This window comes from Pseudomonas sp. GW821-FHT09A09, from assembly GCF_059418405.1.
Genome location: NZ_JBWKPU010000006.1, coordinates 1 through 13159 on the forward strand (window position 1 = coordinate 1; position 13159 = coordinate 13159).

The 13159-nt window shown below is 64.4% G+C and carries 10 protein-coding genes; 2 read left to right on the forward strand and 8 right to left on the reverse strand.

Going from position 1 to position 13159, the window contains the following annotated elements; genetic code table 11:
• The first annotated feature begins 106 nt into the window (after positions 1-106).
• On the forward strand, positions 107-2668 hold the full coding sequence (locus AC07OV_RS06715; protein ID WP_495091856.1) for a TonB-dependent receptor plug domain-containing protein: 2562 nt from the start codon (positions 107-109) through the stop codon (positions 2666-2668).
• A gap of 19 nt (positions 2669-2687) precedes the next feature.
• A complete protein-coding gene (locus AC07OV_RS06720; RefSeq protein WP_495091857.1) occupies positions 2688-3773 on the forward strand; it encodes an LLM class flavin-dependent oxidoreductase in 1086 nt (361 codons plus the stop codon).
• A gap of 99 nt (positions 3774-3872) precedes the next feature.
• On the opposite strand, the gene AC07OV_RS06725 is transcribed toward AC07OV_RS06720, so the two are convergent.
• From AC07OV_RS06725 to AC07OV_RS06760, 8 genes are all read right to left on the reverse strand, one after another.
• Positions 3873-4331: an REP-associated tyrosine transposase gene (locus AC07OV_RS06725; protein WP_494999085.1), complete on the reverse strand. Its 459-nt coding sequence runs from the start codon at positions 4329-4331 to the stop codon at positions 3873-3875.
• A 209-nt stretch (positions 4332-4540) separates the two neighbouring features.
• Positions 4541-6316, reverse strand: coding sequence for a dipeptide ABC transporter ATP-binding protein (locus AC07OV_RS06730; protein ID WP_495091858.1), 1776 nt, complete (start codon positions 6314-6316; stop codon positions 4541-4543).
• A complete protein-coding gene (locus tag AC07OV_RS06735; protein ID WP_259171257.1) occupies positions 6313-7122 on the reverse strand; it encodes an ABC transporter permease in 810 nt (269 codons plus the stop codon). Before AC07OV_RS06735 ends, AC07OV_RS06730 begins: the two co-directional genes overlap by 4 nt.
• Positions 7119-8177: an ABC transporter permease gene (locus AC07OV_RS06740; protein ID WP_495091859.1), complete on the reverse strand. Its 1059-nt coding sequence runs from the start codon at positions 8175-8177 to the stop codon at positions 7119-7121. Before AC07OV_RS06740 ends, AC07OV_RS06735 begins: the two co-directional genes overlap by 4 nt.
• Positions 8170-9726, reverse strand: coding sequence for an ABC transporter substrate-binding protein (locus AC07OV_RS06745; RefSeq protein ID WP_495091860.1), 1557 nt, complete (start codon positions 9724-9726; stop codon positions 8170-8172). Before AC07OV_RS06745 ends, AC07OV_RS06740 begins: the two co-directional genes overlap by 8 nt.
• 3 nt (positions 9727-9729) lie before the next feature.
• Entirely contained in the window at positions 9730-10917 is a 1188-nt protein-coding gene (locus AC07OV_RS06750) for an LLM class flavin-dependent oxidoreductase (protein WP_495091861.1), read from the reverse strand.
• Between the two features lie 138 nt (positions 10918-11055).
• A complete protein-coding gene (locus tag AC07OV_RS06755; protein ID WP_259171254.1) occupies positions 11056-11787 on the reverse strand; it encodes a class II aldolase/adducin family protein in 732 nt (243 codons plus the stop codon).
• 15 nt (positions 11788-11802) lie between these two features.
• On the reverse strand, positions 11803-12846 hold the full coding sequence (locus AC07OV_RS06760; protein ID WP_259171253.1) for an ABC transporter substrate-binding protein: 1044 nt from the start codon (positions 12844-12846) through the stop codon (positions 11803-11805).
• Positions 12847-13159 lie beyond the last annotated feature (313 nt).

The window sequence follows — 13159 nt, forward strand, 5'->3', positions numbered from 1 at the left end:
ATGGCGTCCTTTTGATTGGCGTAGGGCTTGAGGCCCTCATCGCCGGCAAGCCGGGCTCCTACAGGGGATCTGCGTTTTCATTTCTTTTTAATGGGGCATTTCTGCCATGCACGCTATCGCCTTGCGTTTACCCCTGCTGCTGGCCGCAACCTTGCCGCTGCAGACCTTTGCCGCCGACACTCAACTGCAAACCGTGACGGTGCAAGCGAGCGCCGCCGAGTCCGATGACGACGCCCTGCCCACCCGTCCGCCGACCTCGGTGTACGGCGGCACCGAGGCCAAGGTGCTCGACACCCCGCGCTCGGTGGTGCAGATCAACGCCGAGCAGTTGGCCAACGGTTCGATCCACAGCGCCGACGACCTGGTCAAATACGCCCCCGGCATCACCCGGGGCGGTGGCCAGAACGCCGGCATCGCCCCGCAGTTCCGCGCCCAGGGCTCGGAGATCTTCCAGGACGGCCAGCGCGGTTACGCCGTGCGCCACCCGGCCAACTTCAACGCCTATGAGGGTGCCGATATCGTCGCCGGGCCGTCCTCGGTGACCTATGGCTCGGTGTCTGGCAGCGGCGGTTATGTGAACTACCTGAGCAAAAAGCCGGACTTCAATGAATTCAAGACCAAACTCAGTGGCGAACTGGGCTCGTGGGTGCCCGACGGCACCTCGCGCAGTTCCAACAAGTTCAGCATCGACAACACCGGCCCGCTGACCGATAACCTCGCCTATCGCGTGAGCATCACCAAGCAGCGCCAGCAGGATTTCTACGACAACGTCGATAACAACTTCGACGCGTTCTACGGCGCCCTCGCCTGGCGCAACGACAACGTGCGCGTGGACTGGAACGCCAGCTACGACAACTACTACGACTACAACATCACCCACGGCTGGAACCGCGCTACCCAGGACCTGGTGGACCACGGCAAGTATTACGCCGGGCGCGCCACGCCGATCATCCAGAACGGCAACACCCTGTGGTCGCCGGTCCTCGCCTCCGGCGCTGCCGATGCGCCAACCCTGGGTTGGGTGCAGCGCCAGCGCAATGCCCAGGGCCAATACAGCGTGGTCGATGGCAGCTTCCAGACCGCCTCGCCCAACACCCAGGCCAACCCCGGCAGCCTGCGCGGCTGGGTGTACGACCCGACGCTGGCGGGCAATGGCGAGCAGTCGTTGTCGTCGCAGACCGGGCAACGCAAAGAGGATGAAAGCAGCTCACGGCGCTTCACCACACAACTGCGCATCGAGGCCGACCTGTCGCCGACCATCACCTTGGCCAACAGCACGTTTTATGAGCGTTCCCAGGACATCACCGACGCCGTGGGCGCCTTCCAGGTGCAATCCAAAGACACCATTTTCGACAACCGCTTCGAGTTCCGCTCACGCAACGAAACCCAAGTGGGCGGCTGGACCCTGCGCGACGAGAGCAACACCGGCCTGATCTATCGCCGCGAGTTCAACCAGTCGATTGCCGCCAACAACAGCTTCGGCTCGACCATCAACGCTTATGACCTGACCCAGAACCCGTCCGGCAAAAATCCCGGTGACCTGCTCGGCCTCGACGGCAGCAACCCGGCCGGGGGCAACGGCGCGTGGATCGGCCAACCGGGCGTGCCGCAGTATTCCAACTATTACGGCTGGCTCAACCTGCCGCCGATGTACGCGGCCGGGCACGGCCTTTACGCGGAGTCGGTGGCGCCTTACACCGCCGAAAGCACCTGGACCACCAAGACCCTGTTCAGCCAGCACAACCTCAAATACGGTGATTATTTCGGCCTGAACATCGGCGCCAGTCGCAGCTGGATCGAGGCGGAAATCCACAATCCCTTCGCCCTGGCCGGTGGCAGCCGGCACCAGGACAGCGACAACTACCGGCTGTTTGCCTTCCAGGTCAGCCCCTATGTGAAACCCACCGAAAACACCACGCTGTACTACACCTTCGACCACTCGCTGGCGGTGAACACCGGGTTCTTTTCCAACGGCCTGGGCTGGGGCAGCGGCAGTGGCGCCAACAGTCTCAACCCGCTGGCGTTCCAGAGCCTGAGCGTGCTGCATGAAGTGGGCGTGAAGGTCGAGGCGGTGCCCAATCAATTGTTCATGACTTTAGCGGCATTCAAACAAGCCCGGGACCAGGCGCCCGACAGCAATAACAACATCGCACGGCTGATGATCAAGGGCGTGGAAGCCACCGTGCGTTATCAGCCGGATGACCACCTGCGCAGCGGCCTGAACCTGTCCAAGCTCAACGCCTACAACGAGTTCACCTCCCAGGCCGGGTTCGCCTCGGCGGGCTTTATTCCCGACAACGGCACGGTGTTCGGCGACAACAACAGCCTCAATCAGCGGCCGTCCGGGCGCTATGACGCGGTGCAGATTCCTGAGTACACCGCCAGCGGTTATGTCGACTACCGCTTCGATTCCGGCTTTGGCGCCGAGCTGTCCGGCTGGTGGACCAGCAGCTGGTACTTGAACCTGAGCAAGACCGTGAAGATTCCCAACGAGTACAACCTCGACCTCGCCCTGTACTACCGCCAGCCGCAATGGAGCACCACCTTGCGCGTGCTCAACCTGACCAACGAACTGAACTTCGTCAGCGGGCTAGCCGGTTCCACCAACACCTTTTTGCAACCCATGCCTGGCCGCACTTTGCTGGCCCAGGTCGACTATCAATTCTGATCCGCACCAGGAGCGCTCCATGTCCATTGAATTTGTCGGCATGATCTTCCCCCGCCAATGGTCCGAGACCCGTGGCGTTCGCAGCCCGGATTTCGACCTCGACTTCATCCGCCACCACGCCCGCGCCCACGAGCACGCCGGCTTCGACCGCGTGCTCATTGCCAGCGGACCCGGCAGCGCCGACAGCTTGCAGATCGCCGCCTACGCGGCCGCGCACACCGAGCGCCTGGGGTTCATGATCGCCCACCGCCCGGGGCTCACCGCGCCGACCGTGGCCGCCCGTTCTTTCGCCACCCTGGACCACACCACCGGCGGCGGGCGCATTCGCTTGCACGCCATCACCGGCATCACCGCCGAACCCCAGGAAGGCGATTTCCTGCTGGACAAGACCGAACGCTACCAGCGCACCGACGAATACCTGGAGATCGTGCGCCGCACCTGGACCGCCGAGGAACCGTTCGATTTCGAGGGCAAGTACTTCAACATCAAGGGCGCGTTTTCACCGGTCAAGCCGCTGCAACAGCCGCATATCCCGATCTCGTTTGGCGGGTCTTCCGACATTGCCTACCAGATCGCGGTCAAGCATGCGGATTTGTATGCGCTGTGGGGCGAGCCGTTGAGTGGCGTGGCGGAGCAGATTGCCAAGCTCAAGGCCGCCGCGGCGTCGGCCGGGGTTGGCGCGCCACGGGTGAGTTTGTCGGTACGCTTGATTTTGGGCGCGACTGAGGAACTGGCCTGGCAGCGTGCGGAGCAGATACTGGCGCAGATCAAGGCCAACCCGCAGTTTGCGGCGGGCAGCCCGTGGAGCAAACGCATCAAGGGCACCGGCTCGGAACGCTTGCTGGCAGCCGCAGCCTTGGGTGACCGCCATGACCGCGCGTTATGGATGCCAACCGCCACGGCCGTGGGTGCGTATGGCGATACCACGGCGCTGGTGGGCACACCTGAAACAGTGGCGCAGGCGTTGTTGGATTACGTCGATCTGGGCGTGACCACGTTTTTGAATCGAGGCTATGACCCGTTGTACGACACCGTGGATTATGGGCGGTGGATCATTCCGGCGGTGCGGGAAGAGGCACGGCGCAGGAAGGCAAGCGTTGCGTAACGGCGTGTGACGCTTCGCCGGCAAGCCGGCTCCTACAGGTTTGATTTCGCCACATATTCCATTGTAGGAGCCGGCTTGCCGGCGATGGCGTCCGCAAAATCACACCCATATCGCATCCCACAACGGATAATCATGCACCCGCGTCACAAGCCCGGCCCGCAACGGGTTGGCGATGATGTATCGCGCGACTGCCTGCAAATCCTCCTCGCGCCTGATTGCCCGATCATGAAAACCCTTCTGCCAAAAGCGCCCCGATCGCCCCAGGCGAGCATTGATTGCCCTGGCACTACGGGACTTGGTGGCCAACATCAAGGCAGGCAAGGTGCTGTGTTTCAGCTCGACCAACCAATGAAAATGATCAGGCATGACTACCCACGCCAGTGAATCTGCAAGCCCATCGTTTTGCGCCTGACGGAATTGCTGGACGACCAATCGCCCGACTTGCCAATCGGCAAACACGGGGTCGCGATATTGGGTGACTGCAGTGAGCATGTAGATCTGGCCGCTTTCAGAGTAACGGCCATTACGTAAATGTTTGGCGTGGGGGCGTGTGGACAATCCTTGTCCTCCTGAGATGAATACAGGCAGGTAAGGCTAGTGCGGCTCCTGGCGGTTTGAGGCTGGACTTTGGCTCTGGATGTGTCTGGAAGGACGCCATCGCCGGCAAGCCGGCTCCTACAGTGGATCGTGTGCACAAAAAACTTGCATACGCCGCAAAACCTGTAGGAGCCGGCTTGCCGGCGATCACCGCACCGCGGTGCCATCCATCACCGCAACGACGGCGAATGCTCCAGCAACGTACGCGTATACGCCGCCTGCGGCCGGTCCAGCACCTCATCCACCGCGCCCTGCTCCACCACCCTGCCCGCCTTGAGCACCAGCACCCGGTCGGCAATCGCACGGACCACGCCGAGGTCGTGGGTGACGAACAGCAAGGTCAGCCCTCCGCGCTGCAACTGGCGCAGCAGGTCAAGGATCGAGGCTTGCACCGACACATCCAGCGCCGAGGTGATTTCATCGCAGATCAGCAGCCTGGGCTCACACAGCAGCGCACGGGCGATGGCCACGCGTTGGCGTTCGCCACCCGACAGGCTGCCGGGATACAGGTCGGCGACCGAGGCCGGCAGCGACACCCGCGTCAGCACCGCTTCGACCCGTTGCCGCGCCGCTGCCCCCTTCACGCAGAAGAAGTGTTCCAGGGGCGCACTCAGCGTCTGATACACCGTTTGCCGTGGGTTCAACGCCCGGTACGGGTTCTGGAAGATGTACTGGATCGGGTGCCGCTGCCCCGCCTCACGCCGGCGTGCCTGCAAAGGTAACGCCTGCCCCGCGTAACTCAATGCGCCGGTGGCGTTCTCCCCAAGGCCGGCAATGGCCCGGGCCAGGCTGGTCTTGCCTGAGCCCGACTCGCCCACCAGCGCCAGGCATTCGCCCGGCTGCACTTGCATGTTGATGTCGAACAGCACTTGGCGGTCGTAAGCGACATTCAACGCGCTGACCGTCAGCAACGAAGCCTGGGTATGCGCCGTGACGCTTGCAATCGGTGTCAGTGCGACCGCCTGCAACGGTTGCTCATGGGGCGCCCAACAGGCCACGGCATGGGCGACGTCCACCGGCAAGGTGGGCTCCGCCCGCGAACACGCCTCGGTAAACCGCTCGCAGCGCGGCCCGAAGCTGCACCCCTGAGGCCGCTGCCCCGGTGCCGGCGCATGCCCGGCAATCGCCTGCAGTTCACGCCGGCCCGCCACGTCCGGGATCGCCGCCAGCAACCCTCGGGTGTACGGGTGGGACGGCCGGCTGAACAGCGCCTCCCGCGTCGCCGTTTCGACGATGCGCCCCGCGTACATCACCATCACCCGGTCCACCAGGTCCTTGATCACCGCCAGGTCATGGGACACATACACCGCCGCCACCCCCTGGCGTTTGCACAGGCGGCGCAGGGTGTCGAGGATGTGCGCCTGGGTGGTGACGTCGAGGGCGGTGGTGGGTTCGTCCAACACGATCAGGCGTGGACGCAGCACAAAGGCCAGTGCCAGCATCACACGCTGTTGCTGGCCACCGGACAGTTGATGGGGAAAACGCCGCAAGAACTCCGGCTCATCCGGCAAGCCGACATCGCGCAACGTCTGCGTGATACGCAGCTGTTGCGCCTCGCGGTCCAACCCCGAGGGGTGCACCGCCAAGGTCTCGCGCAACAGATGACCGATGCGCAGCGCCGGGTTCAGGGCCGTGGCCGGGTCCTGGGCGACATAGCCGATCAGGCCACCTCGGGCGCGGCGCAGGGCTTCACTGTCAAGGCTCAACAGCGCGTGGCCGCCCACCTGCACCTGGCCACCGACAATCTGCGCACCACGCCGGGCATGGGCCAACAATGCGGTGGCCAGGGTGGTCTTGCCCGAGCCGGACTCACCCACCAGCCCCAGGATCTCCCCTGCTTGCAGGCTGAACGTGATGCCCGACACCACGTCCACCTCGCCAGCCAATTCGACCCGCAGGTCGCGCACCTTCAACACCGCGCTATCGATTTCGGTCATGGCGTTCATGGCTGTTTTGCTCCCGTCCCTGCGCTGCTGCGGCCGATACCTTCAGCCAGGATATTGGTGCCGTAGGCAAACACACCGATCAGCACAGCCGGGGCCAGCACCGCCCAGGGTTGTACCAGCAGTCCCGCCTGGTTTTCGTTGATCATCAAGCCCCAATCCGCCGTCGGTGGCGCCACGCCGTAGCCGAGAAAACTCAGGCCCGAAAGCATGCCCACGCCCCACGTCAGCAGATTGCCGAAGTGCACCAGCAACGGCGTGAGGATGTTCGGCAGAATCTCCTTGAACAGGATGCGCCGGCGCGAATACCCCATCATCTGCGCCGCTTCGACAAACTCCTGCCCCGCCACCGCCACCGCGCTGGCGCGTGCCAGGCGGATCACGCCGGGGATGAACGCAATCGACACCGTCAACACGATCAGCCACGGCGCGCGCCCGAGCATCGAGACGATCAGCAACACCAAAATCAGGTCGGGAAACGCCAGGGACACGTCCGCCGACCAGGTGATCCACTGGTCCAACCGCCGCCGCGACAAGCCGGCGAGCAAACCGAGGGTGGTGCCCACCGCCAGCGCCAGGCTCGCCGCCGCCACCGACATCCACAGCACCGATACGCCACCGCTGAGCAACCGCGACAGCACGTCGTGTCCCAAAAAGTCATACCCCAGCCACGCCGCGCCCGTGGGGGCGCCGTACACCGGGCCGACCATGTCCGTCGGCCCGTGGGGCGCGAGCCAGGGGCCGAGCAATGCCACGGCCACCACCAGCAGCGTGATCAACAGGCCCTTGCGGGTTTGCGGCTCGTTCATGCGTCACCTCGGGAACGGCGCCACCAGAGCGTAATGCCGCGACGGTTGCGTTGGATCAGGGTCACCCGCCGCGCCGTGCGCAGCTTGGGTGTCAGCAGCACGGTCAACAGGTCGGCCAGCAGGTTGATCAGCACCACGGCCAAGGTGATCACCAGCACAATCGCCTGCACCATCGGCAGGTCGCGCATCTGGATCGCGGCGTTGAGCGCGGTGCCAATGCCGGGGTAGCTGAAGATCACTTCGGCCAGCACCGCGCCACCGATCAAGGTGCGCAAGGTCAGCGCCACCCCCTGGATGGCCGGCACCAGCGCATTGGGCAAGGTGTGGCGCCACACGATGCGCCGCTCCGGCACCCCGCGCAGCCGGGCGGCAATCACATAGTCGGACGCCAGCGCCTCGATCATGGCGGCGCGCACCATGCGGGTCAGGTACGGCAAGGCGGTGAGGCTCAGGGCCAACACCGGCAGCACCAGGAACCTGAGTTGACGCAGCAGCGACTGGTCCGGGTCGAGGATCGATACGGCCGGCAAAAAATCCATGTGGGGCATGGAGAACAGCAGCACCAGACCGATCGCCAGCAGGAACCCCGGCGTGGCCTTGAGGAAGATCAGCAGCGACAGGCCCCAGCGATCCAGCCGGCTGTCGCGCCGCAACGCCAACGCCACGCCCAGTGCCAATGCAGTGGGCACCACCACGGCGATGACGCCCGCCAGCAACACCAGGGTGTAGCCAAACCGGCCCCACAGCAGGTGACTGACCGGCACGTTGGAATCCAGGGACACCCCCAAATCGCCGCGCAAGGCCGCCCCTAGCCAGCGCAGGTATTGCCAGGCAATCGGCTGGTCGAGCCCGAGTTGATGTTGCAACGTGAGGATGCTGTCGAGCGGCGCGTCCGGGCCGAGGATCACCCGCGCCGGGTCCGACGGCAGCGCCTGGGTGGCGATAAACACCACCAGGCTGATCACCCAGGCGGTCAGCAGGCCGTAGCCCAGGCGCCCGACAAACCAGGACAGCCACGCAGGTGTGCGTGGGGTGTTGCAGCGCGGCTCAGACATGGTTCAACCACAACTCGTCAAAGCGCCAGGAGGCGAAGGTGGTCTGTTCCGGCGTGAGGCCGCCGACCTTCACCGAGGCCGCGTCCAATACATCACTGAAGCCCCAGATCAACAGGCCGCCTCGCGCGTGCTGAATCTGCTGCGCTTCATGCACCAGGCCTTTGCGCAACGCCAGATCGGGCTGGGCCAGGGCCTGGCGGTACAGGTCGTCGAAACGCGGGTCATGGAAGTTGCTGCGGTTATAGATCGCCAACGGTGCATCGTTATGCAATGCCGACGCGAGGAAACCACGGGCCGGTGTGGAGCCCGGCGACACTTGCCATTGCTCGCGTTGCGGGCCGTTGAACACGGCGCCGTCGACTTGGTTGACGCGCACTTCGACACCGGCCTTTTTGGCCTGCTGGGCAAACACCAACGCGGCGTTGACGCCCGGCCCCGGCGTGGTGGTCAGTTCCACGCGCAGGTCGGTCTGGCCAGCCTGGCGCAACAACGCACGCGCCTGCTCCAGGTCATACGGGCGCTGGGCAATCGTATGGTTGTAGGTCGGGTCGTGGGGCGAATAGAGGTCGTTGGCGATACGGCCAAAACCGTTCAGGCCTCGGTCCACCAATTCCTGCCGATCAGCCAGCAGGCGGAACGCCTGGCGCACCCGCACATCGTCGAACGGCGGCTTGGCCAGGTTCAGGTTGAAGCCGGTAAACGAGGTGGTCGGCGATACGCTCAATTGCAACCGCGCGTCGGCCTTGAGCAACGCACTGTGCTCGGCCTGCACGCCGCTGGCGACGTCGATCTGCCCGGCGCGCAAGGCGGCGACGCGGGAGACCTGGTCCTTGAATTCGATAATTTCCAGCTCGTCGGCATACGGCTGGCCCGGCTTGTAGTAATTCTCGAACCGCGTATACAGCGAGCGCTGGCCGGGTACAAAACGCTTGAGCTTGTAGGGGCCGGCGCCCACCGGATTAGTAATCGGGTCGTAGTCGGTGGGCACGATGCCGCCGAAGCTGATCAGGGTTTCATCCAGCGGGAAGAAGCTCTGGCCGTGCTTGAAGCGGATTTCGATCGTGCGTTCATCCAGTTTGCGCAAGGCATTGCGGTCGATGGCCCCCACCAGCCCGGCAAATGGCGAGGCCAGCTTGGGGTCGGTGAGGCGCAACAACGAAAACAGCATGTCGTCGGCGCCGATGGTCTTGCCGTGATGAAACTCCAGGCCCGGCTTGATGCGGATTGTCCAGGCGCTGGCGTCAGCGTTCGGCTCGGCGAATTCGGCCAGGGCCAGGCGCGTGCTGACGTCGGTGTTCCATTCCCAGAACTTGCTGTACAGCGCCCAGCCGCGAATGATCCCGCCGCCCACCGGTTTGTGAGCGTCCAGGTTGCCGGACTGGTCACCGTCGATAATGCCGACACGCAAGCGCCCACCGCTGACAGGTTTGCCGGTAAGGACGGCCGCACCCTGGGGGGCCGCGCCACTGTCGCAGCCCCCCAGCAGCAAGCCGCCGCCGATGGCCAGGCTGTTGCCGAGAAACACCCGGCGGGAAAATCCGTCACTCATCACTCAAGCCTCTTCACGCTGCGCGACCTTGTGGGTGACGCTCAGGCGTGGCACGTCAAAACCGTGGTCCAGGTCGAGCAGCGGGAACAACAGATCGGCCACACGGTGGGCTTCGTCGATCAGCGGGAAGCCCGACAAGATGAACGCCGAAGTACCCTGGGCCTCGTATTCACGAATACGCTCGGCCACTTGCTCGGCACTGCCCACCAGGTAGGTGCCGGCTGCCGGGCCGAGAATGTTGAAGCCGAACAGGCTGGGGCCGAGCCACACGTTGGGGTAGATCTCCAGCTCGCGTGCGGTAGGCAAGCGCCCGCTGCGAACAGTGTCGACATTGCGCTGGATGTGCGGGTCGTCGCTGTGGAAATCATCCAAGCTCACCCCCGGCGGCAGCTGGCGTTCGATGGCGTTTCGTGCAGTTTGCAGCGAGGTGCGCTGCAGCAGTTTTTCGGCGTGGGCCCAGGCTTCTTCCTCGGTCTCGCGCACGATGATCTGCAGGCGGGTGCCGAAGGTCAGCTCGCGGCCGATCTTCGCGGCCTCGGCGGCCACCTTGCGGAATTTGTCGCCGAGCTTTGGCGGGGTATTGGCGAAGCTCAGGTACACGTCCAGCAACTGCACCGAATGCTCGACACCTGGCCCCGATGTGCCTGCGCCCCACAGCGGGATGCCGGGTTTCTGGTACGGCGGGTGCCAGCCGCCCAAGGGATGATTGGCTGCGCCGGGCGTACGGGGGGCGAGCTTGACGTAGTCGCCGTCATAGCCACGGGTATCGCCGGCATAGAAGCCCTGGAACGCCCGCCAGTATTCGAGGCTGAAGGCGTAGCGTTCGTCATGGGGGTAATGCACGCCCAGTGTCGCCAGGCCCGCGTCATTGCCGTTGACCACGTTGAACAACAAACGGCCGTTGGAAAACTGGTCGAAGGTCAGCGCCCATTTGGCCAAGACAGCTGGCGACAGCTCCCCCGGGTGTTGGGCCACCAAAAAGCGCAGGCGTTGGGTGGCGTCGATCAACGAAGCGGCCACGGCCAGGCTTTCATTCGGGCTGGAGCCGAGCAAAGAGCCGTAGTAACCCAGGCGATCACTGGCGACGGCCAGTTGCTTGAGGTGGTGGAAATCGGTTTTCCAACGGCCTTCGGGCTCCCACGGATAAGGGCCGTCGGGCGTGGTGAGGTACCAGAGAATTTTTACGGCCATGACAACACATCCTTGAATTAAAAAATCCCCCTGTAGGAGCCGGCTTGCCGGCGATGGCGGCGGCACATCCGACATTGATGTCGCCTGGTACACCGCTATCGCAGGCAAGCCAGCTCCCACAGTTGGACCGAGTGAACCTTAGCTACGACGGTCAATCGCCGGCACCAGGCCCAGCGCCGTGGCCTGCTCGAACAACCCGCTCATCTTCCATTGCTGGGTCAACACACCCGGACCATAGGCGCGCGAGCCGCCCAGTGCGTCGGCGAGCAATTGCAGCTGTGCACCCTCCTCCAGCAACAGGATGAATTCCGCCGTGGCGCGCAGCCCTTGCTTGCCCCAGACCGTGGAGCCGCCGTTGGCTTCGAGGATGGCCAGGTTGAAGGGGTTTTCGGCGATCTTGTCGAGGATGAAGTCCACCTCTTGCTGGCGGCGGTCGATGTACACCGGCAGTTCACGCGCCAGCTGGTAGCGCTGCACCGGCACGTAATGAAATGGCAGGGTGCGGTGGGTCTGGGCCCAGGCGCCCAGGTACGGCGAATGCACGTGGGACACGGTGGTCACGTCCGGGTGCTGCTGGAACAGCTTGGTGTAGCGCCCCAGGCCGCCCTTGCCCTTGCCGAAGATCACGTTGCCGGCAAAGTCGGTGACGGTGGCCTGCAGCGGCTTGCGGTAGTTCCACGGGCCGCCGTAGTTCACCGACACCAGCAATTCTTGGCCGGGCACGCGCTCGATAAAGCCAACGGTGCCGTTGGCGGTGATGGTGTTCGTCTCGCGGAACACGGTGAAGGCTTCTTCAGCTTCCAGCAGGACCTTGTCGATAAAGGCCTGCAATTCCTGGCTGATGGGTTGTGCGTGGACGATGGCAGTCATGGGGTGTCTCCAGGTTCAGGCGCGGCGCGTGGCCAACAGTTCATGGGCAGCTTGCAGGGGGCGCGGGTCGACCCAGTCGGCGATGGCAAAATCGCGCTCCAGGAAGCCGTGCAGGTAAAGGAAAGTCTTCTGGGTGTCGAGGAACGCCAGGCGCTGGGCCGACAGGTCCGGTGCCAGGGTGGTGTGGAAGTCGCCGCGATAAGCCTCGGCCACACCGGCACTGCCCGCGCGGGTTTCTTCTTCAAGAATCGCGTTGAGGCTGTCGCGGTTGTTCGCGGCCCACTCGGCGGCACTGAGGGTTTGCGCGAGGAAGCGCACCACCAGGTCAAAATGGTTGTCCAGCAGGCTCTGGTGGACGGTGATTGGACGCGGCGTGCCGTTGTTGATGCGATAACGCGGCTCGGCGATCAGGTCCAAGTCGATGCCCACCACCAGGCCCAACCGGCGCGCCGCGTCAGCGGCCGAAGCGCCCTTGACGTACACCGCGTCCACCTCACCGCGCACCAGGTAATCCAGGCCCGACCAAAGGCGCTGCAAACCACGCTGCGGGTCGGGGGCCTGTTCCTGATCCTGCAACGCCACTTCCACCAGCGTCACGTCATCAAAGCCCAGGCCGGCCAGGCTCAAGGCGCCCTTGTAACCGTGCAGGCTCATGGCCCGGGCAATGCTGCCCGGCCGGCTCTCGCCCCACGCTGGCAGGGCCAGGCGCTTGCCTTTCAAGTCCTCGGGGCGGGTGATACCGGAGTCCGGGCGCACGAGGATGGTCTGCCATTCCTCGATCCAGGTCAGGCCGATCAGCCGGCTCGGCGCACCGGCTGCACGCGCGGCCAATGCCGGCACATTCCCGCCTTCGCGAAACAGCCCTGGCAGGTCGTGATCGTAGTGATGGCGACCCAACTGGCGTGCCTCCTGCAAGGTGGACACCGGCAGGCCATCGGCGGCGAACTCTTCAGTCAGCCAGCCCAGTTTGTAGGCGATGCCGGACGCAGTCGGCACCGGGCAACGGGTAAACCAGATCTGCTCAAGCTCAGGCGTGGGCAGGACAGCGGAAAGGGTCATCGGCAGCTCCATTGAATTGGGCGGGTTCAGTGGAGGGGGTATTGCAGAGGCCGTGCCAAACGGCCAAAGCCCCGGTTTACGGGGCTGATGCGCGGGGCTTCGCAACGCGATTGCTGACCTGCCAACAGCACTGCTGCTGCGCCAGCAGTCGCTTGGGGGTGTTGCTTCTCCAGCAGCACCCCGTGTGCCTTAGCCCCTGTGCCATGGGGTTACAGGCGTTGGCGTGGAACTTGCTCAAGCCCCTCCCAACACCGCAACCCCCTGTAGGAGCAAGGGGGGGGGGGGGGGGGGGGGGTGGGGGGGGGGGGGAGGG